The 13,333-nt window shown below is 64.6% G+C and carries 16 protein-coding genes; 11 read left to right on the top strand and 5 right to left on the bottom strand.

The window, feature by feature from the left end; translation table 11 throughout:
* Positions 1–53: 53 nt before the first annotated feature.
* Entirely contained in the window at positions 54–944 is an 891-nt protein-coding gene (locus tag ACFTOW_RS00240) for a LysR family transcriptional regulator (RefSeq protein ID WP_379911866.1), read from the bottom strand.
* A gap of 126 nt (positions 945–1,070) precedes the next feature.
* Here ACFTOW_RS00240 and ACFTOW_RS00235 point away from each other — a divergent pair, with 126 nt between their 5' ends.
* The 3 genes from ACFTOW_RS00235 to ACFTOW_RS00225 all read left to right on the top strand — a co-directional run bounded on the left by ACFTOW_RS00235 (position 1,071) and on the right by ACFTOW_RS00225 (position 4,065).
* Complete coding sequence (locus tag ACFTOW_RS00235) at positions 1,071–2,246, top strand: cytochrome P450 (protein ID WP_379911929.1); 1,176 nt, start codon at positions 1,071–1,073, stop codon at positions 2,244–2,246.
* 95 nt (positions 2,247–2,341) lie between these two features.
* Entirely contained in the window at positions 2,342–3,361 is a 1,020-nt protein-coding gene (locus ACFTOW_RS00230) for a TRAP transporter substrate-binding protein (RefSeq protein WP_379911864.1), read from the top strand.
* Between the two features lie 227 nt (positions 3,362–3,588).
* Positions 3,589–4,065 carry a DUF3237 domain-containing protein gene (locus ACFTOW_RS00225; protein ID WP_379911862.1) on the top strand — a complete coding sequence of 159 codons (477 nt, stop codon included), beginning with the start codon at positions 3,589–3,591 and terminating at the stop codon, positions 4,063–4,065.
* A gap of 12 nt (positions 4,066–4,077) precedes the next feature.
* Here ACFTOW_RS00225 and ACFTOW_RS00220 read toward each other — a convergent pair whose 3' ends face one another.
* Complete coding sequence (locus ACFTOW_RS00220; RefSeq protein ID WP_024811310.1) at positions 4,078–4,320, bottom strand: accessory factor UbiK family protein; 243 nt, start codon at positions 4,318–4,320, stop codon at positions 4,078–4,080.
* A gap of 96 nt (positions 4,321–4,416) precedes the next feature.
* Here ACFTOW_RS00220 and lgt point away from each other — a divergent pair, with 96 nt between their 5' ends.
* The 5 genes from lgt (at position 4,417) to ACFTOW_RS00195 (ending at position 8,581) form a co-directional block, all read left to right on the top strand.
* Positions 4,417–5,319 (top strand): prolipoprotein diacylglyceryl transferase, encoded by a 903-nt coding sequence (gene lgt, locus ACFTOW_RS00215; protein WP_379911859.1) that lies wholly within the window; start codon positions 4,417–4,419, stop codon positions 5,317–5,319.
* Positions 5,316–6,377: a class I SAM-dependent methyltransferase gene (locus ACFTOW_RS00210; RefSeq protein WP_379911857.1), complete on the top strand. Its 1,062-nt coding sequence runs from the start codon at positions 5,316–5,318 to the stop codon at positions 6,375–6,377. The genes lgt and ACFTOW_RS00210 overlap by 4 nt, the downstream gene beginning before the upstream one ends.
* Positions 6,374–7,129 carry a peptidoglycan editing factor PgeF gene (gene pgeF / locus ACFTOW_RS00205; protein ID WP_379911855.1) on the top strand — a complete coding sequence of 252 codons (756 nt, stop codon included), beginning with the start codon at positions 6,374–6,376 and terminating at the stop codon, positions 7,127–7,129. Before ACFTOW_RS00210 ends, pgeF begins: the two co-directional genes overlap by 4 nt.
* A gap of 33 nt (positions 7,130–7,162) precedes the next feature.
* On the top strand, positions 7,163–7,564 hold the full coding sequence (locus ACFTOW_RS00200; protein ID WP_379911853.1) for a hypothetical protein: 402 nt from the start codon (positions 7,163–7,165) through the stop codon (positions 7,562–7,564).
* A gap of 282 nt (positions 7,565–7,846) precedes the next feature.
* Positions 7,847–8,581, top strand: a complete 735-nt coding sequence (locus ACFTOW_RS00195; protein WP_379911851.1) for a Hint domain-containing protein — start codon at positions 7,847–7,849, stop codon at positions 8,579–8,581.
* Positions 8,582–8,590: 9 nt separating this feature from the next.
* Here ACFTOW_RS00195 and ACFTOW_RS00190 read toward each other — a convergent pair whose 3' ends face one another.
* Entirely contained in the window at positions 8,591–9,091 is a 501-nt protein-coding gene (locus ACFTOW_RS00190; protein WP_379911849.1) for an Lrp/AsnC family transcriptional regulator, read from the bottom strand.
* Positions 9,092–9,287: 196 nt separating this feature from the next.
* Between ACFTOW_RS00190 and trxB the strand changes: the two genes are divergently transcribed.
* Both trxB and ACFTOW_RS00180 read left to right on the top strand, forming a co-directional pair.
* Positions 9,288–10,232, top strand: coding sequence for a thioredoxin-disulfide reductase (gene trxB / locus ACFTOW_RS00185; RefSeq protein ID WP_379911847.1), 945 nt, complete (start codon positions 9,288–9,290; stop codon positions 10,230–10,232).
* A gap of 218 nt (positions 10,233–10,450) precedes the next feature.
* Positions 10,451–12,166, top strand: coding sequence for a bifunctional sulfate adenylyltransferase/adenylylsulfate kinase (locus tag ACFTOW_RS00180; protein WP_379911845.1), 1,716 nt, complete (start codon positions 10,451–10,453; stop codon positions 12,164–12,166).
* A 103-nt stretch (positions 12,167–12,269) separates the two neighbouring features.
* Here the strand turns inward: ACFTOW_RS00180 and ACFTOW_RS00175 are convergent, their stop codons facing one another.
* Positions 12,270–12,497, bottom strand: coding sequence for a DUF1150 family protein (locus ACFTOW_RS00175; protein WP_379911843.1), 228 nt, complete (start codon positions 12,495–12,497; stop codon positions 12,270–12,272).
* A 5-nt stretch (positions 12,498–12,502) separates the two neighbouring features.
* Entirely contained in the window at positions 12,503–12,916 is a 414-nt protein-coding gene (locus ACFTOW_RS00170) for an Hsp20 family protein (protein ID WP_379911841.1), read from the bottom strand.
* Between the two features lie 164 nt (positions 12,917–13,080).
* Between ACFTOW_RS00170 and ACFTOW_RS00165 the strand changes: the two genes are divergently transcribed.
* Positions 13,081–13,317, top strand: a complete 237-nt coding sequence (locus ACFTOW_RS00165) for a YdcH family protein (RefSeq protein ID WP_024811299.1) — start codon at positions 13,081–13,083, stop codon at positions 13,315–13,317.
* Positions 13,318–13,333 lie beyond the last annotated feature (16 nt).

Below are 13,333 nucleotides of genomic sequence, written 5' to 3'. Positions count from 1 at the left end.
CGCGCAAAGCCTGCGTCGTGCCAGCGGCACGACCCATTTCCGACGGCAGTCACTCACACCTCGGTTGCCGCCTGCGCGATCAGGCCGCGCAGCCATTTGTGCATCGGTGCCTCGTGGGTGCGCCCGGTCCAGTACAGGTCGATCCCGAACGGGGCCGGGAACGGGCACTCGCACACCGCCAGCCCGGGGCCGAAACCCCGCGCCACGCGGGCGGGCACCGTGGCGATCAGGTCGGTACCGGTCAGCAGTTGCGGCAGGTTCGCGGGGCTGGGCAGTTCGGCCACCATGTTGGGCACAGCCCCCGCCCGCTCCATCTCGACCAGCCAGGCCGAGCGCCAGTTGCCCCCGTATGTCACCACCGCCTGCGGGACCGCGGTGAACCGCGCCGCATCCAGCCCGCCCCGTGCCAGCGGGTTGGCCGGGTCCATCACGCAGACATAGATATCCTCCATCAGCCGGCGTCGGAAAAACCCTGCATCCTCGATCCGGATCGGCCCGATCAGCAGATCGCTTTCGCCCCGGCTCAACTGCTCCTTGCCGCGCACGGTGCTGGAAATGATGTGCAGCCGCAGGCCGGGCGCCTGGGCGCGCAGGGCATGCATCAGCCAGGGCACAACCGTCACCCGTTCGTAATGGTTGCAACTGATCGTCACCGCCGCCTCGGCCCGGCCGGGGTCGAACCCGCGCGGCGCGCTCAGCGCGGCAAAGCGGTCCAGCATCCGCGCGGCCTCGGCCACGATCTCGTCGCAGCGGTCGGTGGCCACGATGCCGGCACCCTGGCGCACGAACAACGGATCGTCAAACGCCCGGCGCAGGCGCTCGATCGTGTAGCTGACAGCGCTTTGCGTGGTGTCAAGCGCCTCGGCCGCGCGGGTGAACGAGCCATGCGCATGCACCAGCCGCAACACCCGCAGCGCCGCGAAATCGACCGAATAGGCGTCCATCCTGCCTCCTCCATCAGGATTTCCGATGCAGCCCATCAAATCCATCGGATTGCCAGATGGCAACCCCTGCCCCTATCCTGGGCGGATCATGGATCAGGGGAGGGATCAGTGACCATCACCACACAAATGCCGCACGCGCCCGTCGACGACACCATCACCATTCCGCAGATGGTGCGTGATCCCTACAGCGTCTACGCGCGACTGCGGCGGGAAACGCCGGTGCTGCACGTCAAGGCGCTGGGGCGCACCCTGCTGACCAGAGCCGAGCACACCAAGTGGGTCAAGGATTCGCCCGAACTGTTTTCCACCAACGACCCCGACACGCCGATGCAGCGCGCCTTTCGCGCCCACACGCTGATGCGCAAGGATGGCGAGGAGCACGCCCGCGAGCGCGGCGCGATGGCTCCGGCCTTTTCCGGGCGCAACATCAACCAGTGCTGGACGCCGACCTATACCCGGATCGCCGAAGACTACGTGGCCGCCCTGCCCCGTGGCGAAACGGTGGACCTGTTCACCGACCTGACCGGCCCCTATGCCGCCGCCTGCCTGTCGCATCTGCTGGGCATCCCCGAGGTCGATGCCCACACAATGCAACGCTGGAGCCAGATCCTGATCGACGGGGCGGGCAATTTCGGCTGGGATCCGGCGCTGTTCGCCGAATGTGACAGGGCCAATGACGAGATGGACGCGGTGTTCATCACCGCTGCCGACAGGCACCGGGCCGAACCGGATCAGAGCGCACTGTCGGTCATGGTCAATGCCGAGGACCCGATCGCGCAAAGCCAGATCCACAGCAACATCAAGATCGCCATCGGCGGCGGCATCAACGAGCCGCGCGATGCCGCGCTGACCATCATCTATGGCCTGCTGTCCAACCCCGACCAGTTCGACGCCTGCAAGCGCGACGGGTTGTGGACGCAGGCCTTCGAGGAAGGCGTGCGCTGGGTTGCGCCGATCCAGGTGTCCAGCCGCGTCGCCAAGGAGGATGTCGAGATCGGCGGATTCGTGATTCCCAAGGGCGATACGGTGATGACCTCGCAAGCTTCGGCCAATCACGATGAGGCGGTGTTCGAGAACGGGCACCTGTTCGACATCTTCCGCGCCAAGACCCCGCATCAGGCCTTTGGCAATGGGCCGCATTTCTGCCAGGGCACCCATATCGCGCGGCGGATGCTGGCCAATATATTGCTGCCGATGCTGTTCGAGCGCTTTCCGAACATGGAACTGGCCGATGCGGGCAAGGTGGCCTTTACCGGTTTCGGCTTTCGCGGGCCACGCAGCCTGCCGGTGGTGCTGAATTAATTTCTGGACATAATAGTTATCTTGGATAACCATTTGCTCAGCGGTCGGATCAACCGGCCAAACCCCAGGGAGGAAACATTAAACGACGTTATCTGATGAAATCCGTGGCGGCCGCCGCGCTGGCACTGGGGCTGATGCCCGGGATCGCCGCCGCGCAGGAGGTGACGCTGCGCCTGCACCAGTTCCTGCCCCCCCCCGCGCCCGTGCCCGCGCATATCCTGAAACCATGGGCCGAGCGCATCGAGGCGCGCACCGACGGCAAGGTCAAGATCGAGCATTACGACGCGATGGCCCTGGGTGGGCGTCCGCCGGATCTGATGGATCAGGCGATCGACGGCGTGGCCGACATCATCATGACAGTCGTGGGCTACACGCCGGGGCGGTTCCCCAAGACCGAAGTGTTCGAACTGCCCTTCATGATGACCAACCCGATCGCCACGTCCAAGGCGTTTCAGGACCTTGTCGAAACCGAGCTTCAGGACGGGGAATACAGCAACGTCAAGGTCTTGGGCGCATGGGTGCACGGGCCGGGCATGATCCATTCCAAATCCCCCATCACCAAGCTGGAGGACATGGAAGGCAAGAAGCTGCGCGGCCCGACCCGCGTGATCTCGGACATGCTGGGCGAACTGGGCGCGACCCCCGTGGGCATGCCCCTGCCCGCCATTCCCGAGGCGATGTCCAAGGGCGTGATCGACGCCACGGTGATCCCGTGGGAAGTGACCGCCGCGATCCGGTTGTCGGAACTGGTGGATCATCACGTCGAATTCTCGGGCGATGAGTCGCTGTATACCGCGACGATCATCACCGTGATGAACCGCGACAAGTATGACAGCCTGCCCGAGGACATCCGCGCCGCCATCGACGCGGAATCCGGCATGGCGCTGTCGGAGTTCGCAGCACAGGTGATGTGGGACTACGACAAGCCCGCGCGGGATCTGGCCGTGGAGGCCGGCAACACCATCGTGCAACTGGACACCGACGAGGTTGCCCGCTGGAAGGCCAAGGCCGAACCGGTGATCGACCGCTGGGTGGCCGACATGGATGCCAAGGGCATCGATGGCCGCGCCCTGATCGAACAGGCCAAGGCGCTGATCGTCAAGCACGGCGGCTGAGGCTGACATCGAAGAGGGCCGCCGGGGATGATCCGGCGGCCCTTTTGTGTGAACCGGGTTGTTTAAATGAGCGCCTTTCAGGCGCACAGGTTGTCTCGGCTCCGGGCTGCGCCCTGCGCCTCGGGCCGCGGGCTGCACGGCTGGCGTGATCGTCCGGCGCGGCGGTTGTTGAAGCGGCGGATGCCTTCGGCGAGAGTTTATCCGGCAAGATGAAGCAGGGGACCCCAATGACGCACACACCGAAACTGCCGCAGCCGGTGCTGGCGCATGTCTGCGATCTGTATGTCGATCTGGACCCGATCCGCGAGATGGGGTCGGGGCGCGCGGGCCAGCGCCGGATCATTCCGATTGTCGGCGGTCATGTGACCGGGCCGCGCCTGTCAGGCCGGTTGCTGCATCTTGGGGCCGACTGGCAGACGATCTGGGGCAATGGCGTGGCCGAACTGGACACGCGCTATGCCATGGAAACCCATGACGGCGCGACCATCGAGATCATCAACTACGGCTATCGCCACGGGCCGGACGAGGTTCTGGCCGCCATCGCGCGCGGCGAGGAGGTGGACCCCGGCAGCTATTACATGCGCACCCATGCGCGGCTGGAAACCGGCGATCCGCGTTATGACTGGGTCAACCCCACGCTGTTCGTGGGGCGCGGGGCGCGGTTGGCGTCACAGGTCGTGATGTCGCTGTTCGCGCTGCAGTGAAGGACGGCAGGGTCAGCCCTGCTTGTCCATCGCATCCAGACGCGCGCGCAGCGCCTCGTTCTCTTCGCGGGCTTTCTGGGCCATGGCGCGCACGGCCTCGAACTCCTCGCGGGTGACGAAATCGCGATCGGCCAGCCAGCGGTCCATCAGGCTTTTCATCGCGGTTTCGGCCTCGGTCCGGGCGCCCTGGGCCACGCCCATGGCGTTGGTCATCAGTTGCGACAGGTCGTCGAAAATCTTGTTGCGGGACTGCATTGTGCTCTCCACCGTTACACTTGAACCCTATATGGGCCACGGGGGGCGTGCCCACAAGGTTGACTTGCGCCCTGCAACACAGGCAAGAGGACGCACATGCAGGCCGCCATCCCATTTCCCGACATCTCGCCCGAGCTTTTCACCATTTCCCTGTTCGGGATCGAATTTGCGCTGCGCTGGTATGCGCTGGCCTATATCGCGGGCATCATCATCGCCTGGCGGATTTCGCTGCATGCGCTGGCGCGGCCCGGGTTGTGGCAAGGCAACACCCCGCCGATGGACCGCAGGCAGGTCGAGGATCTGCTGACCTGGATCATCATCGGAATCGTTCTGGGCGGGCGGCTGGGGTTCGTGCTGTTCTATCAGCCGGCCTATTACCTGCAGAACCCGGCCGAGATCCTGATGGTCTGGCAGGGCGGCATGGCGTTTCACGGCGGATTTCTGGGCGTTGTGGTCGCCGGCTGGCTGTATACCCGCGCGCAAGGCATCCCGCGGCTGGCGGCGGGCGATGCGATTGCGCTGGGGGTGCCGGTGGGGCTGATGCTGGGACGGATCGCCAATTTCATCAATGGCGAGCTGTGGGGACGGCAAACCGACCTGCCCTGGGGCGTGATCTTTCCGCAGCCCATGGCACAGGATTGCCCGGGCGTGGTGGGCCTGTGCGCGCGCCATCCCTCGCAGCTTTACGAGGCGGTGCTGGAGGGCGTGGTGCTGCTGGGGCTGATGCTGTGGCTGGCCTATCGGCGCGGCGCGCTGAAGGTGCCGGGGCAGGTCACCGGCGTGTTCATCGCGGGTTATGGCGCGGCGCGCTTTGTCGTCGAATACTTCCGGCAGGCCGATCCGCAGTTCATCACGCCCGACAACCCGATGGGATTCGTGATCGGGGCCGGTGAGGTGGGGCTGACCATGGGGCAGGTTCTGTCGCTGCCCATGGTGGTGGTGGGCGTGGCGCTGATCCTCTATGCCCGGGGCCGGGTCAGGGCCAGCGCGGAAACATGAGCCTGCGCGCGCATCTGCTGGCGCGGATCGCCTCGGACGGGCCGATGCGCCTGAGCGATTTCATGGCCGAGGCGCTGCTGCATCCCACCATGGGCTATTACACGACGCGCGATCCGTTGGGGGCTGCTGGCGATTTCACCACCGCGCCCGAGGTCAGCCAGATGTTCGGCGAGCTGCTGGGCCTGTGCCTGGCGCAATGCTGGCTGGATCAGGGCGCGCCGGGGACGGTCACGCTGGCCGAGCTGGGGCCCGGGCGCGGCACGCTGATGGCGGATGCCCTGCGCGCCACGCGGTCCGTGCCGGGGTTTCACGCGGCGCTGCGGCTGCATCTGGTCGAGGCCTCGCCGGTGCTGCGCGCCAGGCAGGTGCAGGCGCTGGCGGGCTGGGATGTGACGCATCACGATCGGGTCGAGACCTTGCCAGAAGGGGCGCTGCTGCTGATCGCCAACGAATTTTTCGACGCTCTGCCGATCCGGCAGTTCCAGCGCAGCGCGCAGGGCTGGGCCGAGCGGATGGTGGGGGCCGATGGCGACCGGCTGGTGATGGGTCTGGGCACGGACACGCATCATCCCGCGCTGGCATACCGGCTGGACGATACACGCCCCGGTGACGTGGTCGAGCACTGCCCTGCCGCAGGGTTGGTTATGCAGCAGATCGGTGCGCGGATCGCGGATCGCGGCGGTGCCGCGCTGATCGTGGATTATGGCGACTGGCGCAGCCTGGGCGACACGTTTCAGGCGGTGCAGGGTCACGCGCCGGTCGATCCGCTGGCCACCCCCGGCAAGGCCGATCTGACCGCGCATGTGGATTTCGAGGTGCTGGCGCGGGCCGCCGCCCCTGCCGCGCACACGCGATTGACGGCGCAGGGCGTTTTTCTGGAGCGTCTGGGCATCACCGCACGCGCGCAGGCGCTGGCACGCGGCATGACCGGCACGGCACTGGATGCGCATGTTGCCGCGCATCGACGCTTGACGCACCCGGGTGAAATGGGTTCGGTGTTCAAGGTGATGGGGGTCTACCCTGCCACCGCCGCCCCGCCACCGGGATTGGAGCCATGACGCTGGATATCATCACCTCGGACGCGCTGCATGGCATTGTGCACGGGTTCTTTGCCCGGCGCGGGGGGGCGTCGTCGGGCGTGTTTGCCGGGCTCAACTGCGGGCAGGGCAGCACGGATCAGTCGGAAATCGTGCTGATCAACCGTGCCAGGGTGGCCAAGGCAATGGGGGTGACACCTGACCGGCTGGTGAGCGTCAATCAGGTGCATTCCGCCACGGCCGTGTCGCTGGACAATCCGCCCGAGCCAAGACCGCGCGCCGATGCAATGGTGACCGCCACGCCCGGTCTGGCGCTGGGAGTGCTGAGCGCGGATTGCCAGCCGGTGCTGTTTGCCGATGCGCGCGCGGGCGTGGTGGGCGCGGCGCATGCGGGCTGGCGCGGGGCGCTGGACGGCGTGCTGGAGGCGACGGTCGAGGCGATGGAGCGGCTGGGCGCGGCGCGCGGCAGGATTGCCGCCGTGATCGGCCCCACGATCAGCCAGCGCGCCTATGAGGTCGGGCCGGAATTCCTTGAGGATTTCATGGCCGAAGACCCGCAATATCAACGCTTTTTCGTCAACGGCGAGGGCGACAGGTACCTGTTCGATCTGCCCGCTTTCGGGTTGCACCGGCTGCGCGGGGCGGGGGTGGGCCATGCCGAGTGGACGCGGCATTGCACCTATTCCAATCCCGATCGATTCTTTTCCTACCGCCGGACCACCCATGCCGGCGAGGCGGACTATGGCCGGCATCTGTCGGCGATCCGGCTGTAATTCGGGCACAAATCGGGCCGCGCAATCGCCCCCATGGGCGAAACAATACCGCCGGTGGCCGTTGCATTGGCGGCAGATATCGCACCAAATCCTTTGAAAACAGCAACTTGCGCAATCGCTCCGGCCACTCCCGGATTGTTTGAAAAGTGGCACCAAAAAAACCGGGTACGGGCACGGGGCCGCCAAAACAATGCCCCAAACAGCCGCCATATTGTTCCCAACGACGATACAGGCGCGCAGCACAAGGGCGCGCAGGCAGCCAAGAAGGCAGGAGACCCGGGCATGACAAAGACCAGACGTTGGATCAAAGGTGTGACAGACACCGCCAAGGCAACAGAGACACCCGCCCTGCCCTGGCAGCGCGGCAGTCGCCGGGCCGAGATGATTGCGCGGCGCGATGCCAAACCTGTCAGCCCACAGCGGCGGCAGGCGTAACGACCTCCCTCGGGGTGCCGGAACGTCCCCGGACTGCGCGGTGCAAGTGCCGCGACAGGTCGCCCAGAACCGGGCGGCCTTTTTTGTGACGAATCACATTATGGCGTGGTTGTCGAATGTGCGGAAACACTTCACCTGCCCATGCGGCGATTGCGCGGCGGGACGGGTACAATTTGCGCTGCTTTTTGACACAACCCGTGGTTATGTCGCATCATGTTTCAAGATTCCGCATGCTGTATCCGGTGGGGGCCGACAGCACGCCTGACACGTCCAAGGTGCCGCATGACCATAGAAAGCCCTCACCTGACGCCACCTGTGCCGATCGCCCGCGATGACGCGCCGCGCCGTCGCGCTGAAATCGCATGGTTGCGCCGCAACGGTGACGTGGATCAGGCCACTCTGGCCATCCCCGCCATGCAGTTGTTCGAAGACTGCTTTGCCGCCTTTGCCCATGGCACCCCGATCCAGACTCCGGGCGGCCCCGTCCCTGTCGAGGATATCCTGCCCGGTGACGCGGTGCTGACCGTCGAGCATGGCGCCCTGCCCGTGTTGTGGCGTGGCAGCCTGACCTGCCTGCCCAGTGCGCAGGATCGGTGCCGCACGCTGACGCGCGTTCTGGCCGACGGGTTCGGCATGTCGCGGCCGGTGCGCGATCTGCTGCTTGGGCCGGCGGCGCGGGTGCTGCACCGCGCGCGCAACCGCCCGACGGGTGGCGCCCGCTCGGAGGCGCTGGTGCCGGTGGCGGCCATCGGCGACGGGATGGCCGCCTTTGCCGTCACGCCCGCCAGCGGCGTGCAGCTGTATCATCTTGTCCTGCCCGTTCACGCCACCATGCGTGTCGGCGGGCTGGCGATGGAGTGTTTTCACCCCGGCGGCAGCCTGCGCTGCAACCTGTCGACACAGGAACTGGCGCAGTTTCTGGCGATGTTTCCGCATATCGACCAGCCGGGCGATTTTGGCCCGCTGGCCTATCCGCACCTGCCCGGGCTGGACATGGACGCAAGCCCCGCCGCCTGACCGGCTTGGTCAGGCGCTGCGCGCCAGCCGCGCCTCGAGCACCTCGAAGGGCACGCCGGGATCGTCCTTGGCACCGCGGATCACAAGGCTGGTCTTGACGCTGGCCACGTTCTCGGCGGCGGTCAGTTCCTCGGTCAGAAAGCTCTGGAAAGTGGACAGGTCGGGGGCCACGCATTTCAGGATGAAATCGACCTCGCCGTTCAGCATGTGGCACTCGCGCACCAGCGGCCAGTCGCGGCAGCGCTGTTCAAAGCGGCTCAGATCCGCCTCGGCCTGGCTTTGCAGCCCGACCATGGCAAACACCTGCACCTCGAACCCCAGTTCGCGCGCATCCACCTTGGCGTGATAGCCACGGATGTATCCCGCATCTTCCAGCGTGCGCACGCGGCGCAGGCAGGGCGGCGCAGAGATGCCCACGCGCTTGGCAAGCTCGACATTCGTCATGCGCCCATCCGCCTGCAATTCGGCCAGGATTTTCCTGTCGATGGGATCGAGTCGCGATCCAGCCATGTGTGTCCTCCTGAAGCGGCGGTTTGTTATAGCACCTGCGCCAATGTGCGCAACAATGTTTCGCGCTTGCGCAATATCCTTTCATGATCTTCATGGCAAACGGCTATTTCCTGTGCGGCGGTGTCCCCCCTTTCCCCTTGCGCGCCCGGGCTTTATATCGCCTGCAACGCATGTCTTTGACGCGAAAGGAACACCCATGTCCGACACACGCCACACCAAGGTTCTGATCATCGGATCGGGGCCTGCGGGATACACCGCCGGGGTCTATGCCAGCCGCGCCATGCTGGAGCCGGTCCTGGTACAGGGGATCGAGCCCGGCGGCCAGTTGACCACCACCACCGAGGTCGAGAACTGGCCCGGCGACACCGAAGTGCAGGGCCCCGACCTGATGGTGCGGATGCAGGACCACGCCAAGGCGATGGGGTGCGAGATCGTGGGCGACATCATCGCCTCGCTTGATCTGTCGCAGCGTCCGTTCACGGCAAAGGGCGACAGTGGCACGACCTATACCGCCGATGCGGTCATCCTGGCCACCGGTGCGCGGGCGAAATGGCTGGGTCTGGACAGCGAAGAGGCGTTCAAGGGCTTTGGCGTGTCGGCCTGCGCCACCTGCGACGGGTTCTTCTATCGCGGGCAAGAGATCGTTGTGATCGGCGGCGGCAACACCGCCGTCGAAGAGGCGCTTTTCCTGACGAATTTCGCCAGCAAGGTCACGCTGGTCCACCGCCGCGACGAGCTGCGCGCGGAAAAGATCCTGCAGGACCGGCTGTTCAAGCATCCCAAGATCGAAACGCTGTGGCATCACACCCTGGACGAGGTTGTGGGAACCGACATGCCCAAGGGGGTCGAATCCGTGCGCGTCAGGCATGTGGATACCGGCGCTGTCACCGAGATTCCGTGCAAGGGCGTGTTCATCGCCATCGGCCACGCGCCCGCAAGCGAGCTGGTCAAGGACCAGCTGGAACTGCACAACGGCGGTTACGTCCGGGTCGAACCGGGCACCACCCGCACCAGCATTCCGGGCGTCTTTGCCGCGGGTGATCTGACCGACCACATCTATCGTCAGGCCGTCACAAGCGCCGGAATGGGCTGCATGGCCGCGCTGGATGCGGAGAAGTTTCTGGCCGAGCACGAGGCGTGACCCCGCCCCGGACCGCGCAGGCCGGACCCTCCCGAACTGGGCGGAAAATCGCACGGTTCGGGCGAATTTGCTACTGCAAAGCAACAGAAGGCGGGATTTTGCCCGCCTTCGCGTGAAAGTCGTGCCGCCTGTCTTGCCAATCCCCTGCATGCGGGACTATGGGCTGCGCGAAACCCTGATACACCATTAGAAGACCGATTAGGAAGAAGAGAGCCGAAATGAACATTCCAAACCTCGCCCCCATTCCAGAACTCTATGTCAGCTACGAAAGCGCCCAGAAGATGAAGCTGGAGGCGGCCGACCTGATCAGCTGGGATCTGAGCCCGCGCCAGGTTTGCGATCTGGAACTGCTGATGAACGGCGGGTTCTTTCCTTTGAAAGGGTTCCAGAGTGAGGCGGATTACAACGGCGTGGTCGAGGACATGCGCACTGCCGATGGCCAGCTTTGGCCGATCCCGATCACGCTGGACGTGTCCGAAGAATTTGCCGACGGCGTCGAACTGGGTCAGGACATCGCCCTGCGCGACCAGGAAGGCGTGATCCTTGCCACCATGACCGTGACCGACCGCTGGACACCCGACAAGGCGCGCGAGGCCGAAAAGGTGTTCGGGGCCGACGACCAGGCGCATCCGGCGGTCTATTATCTGCACAATCAGGCGGGCAACGTGTACCTGGGCGGCCCTGTCACCGGCATCCAGCAGCCCGTGCATTATGATTTCCGCGCCCGTCGCGACACCCCCAACGAATTGCGCGCCTATTTCCGCAAGCTGGGCTGGCGCAAGGTCGTCGCCTTCCAGACCCGCAACCCGCTGCACCGCGCGCATCAGGAACTGACATTCCGCGCCGCCCGCGAGGCGCAGGCCAACCTGCTGATCCATCCCATCGTCGGCATGACCAAGCCCGGCGATGTCGATCATTTCACCCGCGTGCGCTGCTACGAGGCGGTTCTGGACAAGTACCCGCAGGCCACCACCACGATGAGCCTGCTGAACCTGGCGATGCGCATGGCCGGCCCGCGCGAGGCCGTGTGGCACGGTCTGATCCGCAAGAACCACGGCTGCACCCACCTGATCGTGGGCCGGGACCATGCAGGCCCCGGCAAGAACAGCGCGGGCGAGGATTTCTACGGTCCCTATGATGCGCAGGATCTGTTCCGCACCCATCAGGACGAAATCGGCATCGAGATGGTCGATTTCAAACACATGGTCTATGTGCAGGAACGCGCGCAATACGAGCCCAATGACGAGATCGAGGATCGCGAGAATGTCACGATCCTGAACATCTCGGGCACGGAACTGCGCCGCCGTCTGCGCGAGGGTCTGGAGATCCCCGAGTGGTTCTCGTTCCCCGAGGTGGTCAAGGAATTGCGCCGGACCTCGCCACCACGCAGCCAGCAGGGCTTTACCGTGTTCTTCACCGGCCTTTCGGGTTCGGGGAAATCCACCATTGCCAACGCTCTGATGGTCAAGCTGATGGAGATGGGCGGGCGTCCGGTGACGCTGCTGGATGGCGACGTCGTGCGCAAGCACCTGTCATCAGAGCTGGGGTTCAGCAAGGAGCACCGCGACATCAACATCAAGCGCATCGGCTATGTCGCGTCGGAAATCACCAAGAACGGCGGCATTGCGATCTGTGCGCCCATCGCGCCCTACACCGCCACCCGCCGCGCCGTGCGCGAGATGATCGAACAGTATGGCGCCTTTATCGAGGTGCACGTCGCCACGTCGGTCGAGGAATGCGAGCGCCGTGACCGCAAGGGCCTGTACAAGCTGGCGCGCGCGGGAAAGATCAAGGAGTTCACCGGGATTTCAGATCCTTACGAGGAACCCCAGAACCCCGAACTGCGCGTCGAGACCGAGAATGTCGAGGTTGATAACTGCGCGCATCAGGTGATCCTGACGCTGGAAAGCATGGGTCTGATCACCGGCAACTGATCCGGAATTCATGACTCGAAAAGCCCGGTCGCAAGACCGGGCTTTTTTCACATATCAGACCTACGGCACCTGCCGCTGTCCCGCCCGGATCGTCCGGCAAGGATCAGTGCACGGTCACTGGCGACAGATCGTTCTGCCGGGCCAGAACAAAGGCCGTCTTGCGGTCCTTGACCAGTGCCAATTGCTGCCCGTTGGCATCGTGCACGGCATACAGCGTCTTGGTCCCGACCAGTTTTTCCTGCAACTCATCCGGCAGATCGGCCACTTCGACAGGGCGCACATAGACGATGCGATCCCCCTGTCCTGCGTCGAAATCGAATTTCACATCCATGTCGCTTACCCCCTTTTGATATTGATCGTCTGCACAACCGTTTCGGGCTGCGCGCGCGTCAGGTCGATGTGCAACAGGCCGTTTTCCATCAACGCCTCGCCCACCTCGACCCCGTCGGCCAACACAAAGCTGCGCTGGAACTGCCGCGCGGCAATGCCCCGGTGCAGAAACACGCGGTCGGCCCCGTCGTCGCCCTGACGACCACGGATCACCAGTTGCTTGTCTTCAACGGTAATGCTCAGATCGCATTCGGCAAACCCCGCTACCGCCAACGTGATGCGGTATGATGTGTCCGAAGTCTGCTCGATGTTGAAAGGCGGGTAGCCTTCGTTGCCGGATTTCGCAGTGCGCTCCAGCAACCGCTCCAACTGTTCGAAGCCCAGAAGGTACGGGTGTGACCCGAGTGTAAGTTTTGTCATCGACACGTCCTTGATCTAAGCGACAGTCCGTCCCGGCATCCCTGTTGCGGCAATCCCGAGTCATCAAAAATATGGGGGCTGTTCCGCAATCCCGCAAGGGCTTTGCGAAAACCCGGTTTTTCAGTATGTTAAGAAACCTCTCGCAAGCAACGGAATCACCTGTGATGAACGCCCATTCGGATTTTGCCAGCGATATCGCTATGAAGACCGACGAGGTGCTGCGCGTGGAACTGGAAGTGTTCCGCCGCGAACACCGCGATCTGGACGATTCGATCCGCGCCCTGCAGGATCGCGCAACGGCGGATCAGCTGACCCTGCAACGTTTGAAAAAGCGCAAACTGCTGCTCAAGGACCGCATCGCCCTGATCGAGGATCGTCTGTACCCGGATATCATTGCCTAACCCCGCGCCTTTCGTA

The organism is Lacimonas salitolerans, from assembly GCF_042677865.1.
GTDB classification, from domain to species: domain Bacteria; phylum Pseudomonadota; class Alphaproteobacteria; order Rhodobacterales; family Rhodobacteraceae; genus Lutimaribacter; species Lutimaribacter salitolerans.
This window is presented reverse-complemented; position numbering and strand designations above follow the sequence as displayed.

Excerpts from the sequence above, each read along its gene's own strand:
- ACFTOW_RS00240 (WP_379911866.1), bottom strand. The coding sequence starts at position 944 with ATGGACGCCTATTCGGTCGATTTCGCGGCGCTGCGGGTGTTGCGGCTG.
- ACFTOW_RS00235 (WP_379911929.1), top strand. The coding sequence starts at position 1,071 with ATGCCGCACGCGCCCGTCGACGACACCATCACCATTCCGCAGATGGTG.
- ACFTOW_RS00230 (WP_379911864.1), top strand. The coding sequence starts at position 2,342 with ATGAAATCCGTGGCGGCCGCCGCGCTGGCACTGGGGCTGATGCCCGGG.
- ACFTOW_RS00225 (WP_379911862.1), top strand. The coding sequence starts at position 3,589 with ATGACGCACACACCGAAACTGCCGCAGCCGGTGCTGGCGCATGTCTGC.
- ACFTOW_RS00220 (WP_024811310.1), bottom strand. The coding sequence starts at position 4,320 with ATGCAGTCCCGCAACAAGATTTTCGACGACCTGTCGCAACTGATGACC.
- lgt (WP_379911859.1), top strand. The coding sequence starts at position 4,417 with ATGCAGGCCGCCATCCCATTTCCCGACATCTCGCCCGAGCTTTTCACC.
- ACFTOW_RS00210 (WP_379911857.1), top strand. The coding sequence starts at position 5,316 with ATGAGCCTGCGCGCGCATCTGCTGGCGCGGATCGCCTCGGACGGGCCG.
- pgeF (WP_379911855.1), top strand. The coding sequence starts at position 6,374 with ATGACGCTGGATATCATCACCTCGGACGCGCTGCATGGCATTGTGCAC.
- ACFTOW_RS00200 (WP_379911853.1), top strand. The coding sequence starts at position 7,163 with ATGGGCGAAACAATACCGCCGGTGGCCGTTGCATTGGCGGCAGATATC.
- ACFTOW_RS00195 (WP_379911851.1), top strand. The coding sequence starts at position 7,847 with ATGACCATAGAAAGCCCTCACCTGACGCCACCTGTGCCGATCGCCCGC.
- ACFTOW_RS00190 (WP_379911849.1), bottom strand. The coding sequence starts at position 9,091 with ATGGCTGGATCGCGACTCGATCCCATCGACAGGAAAATCCTGGCCGAA.
- trxB (WP_379911847.1), top strand. The coding sequence starts at position 9,288 with ATGTCCGACACACGCCACACCAAGGTTCTGATCATCGGATCGGGGCCT.
- ACFTOW_RS00180 (WP_379911845.1), top strand. The coding sequence starts at position 10,451 with ATGAACATTCCAAACCTCGCCCCCATTCCAGAACTCTATGTCAGCTAC.
- ACFTOW_RS00175 (WP_379911843.1), bottom strand. The coding sequence starts at position 12,497 with ATGGATGTGAAATTCGATTTCGACGCAGGACAGGGGGATCGCATCGTC.
- ACFTOW_RS00170 (WP_379911841.1), bottom strand. The coding sequence starts at position 12,916 with ATGACAAAACTTACACTCGGGTCACACCCGTACCTTCTGGGCTTCGAA.
- ACFTOW_RS00165 (WP_024811299.1), top strand. The coding sequence starts at position 13,081 with ATGAACGCCCATTCGGATTTTGCCAGCGATATCGCTATGAAGACCGAC.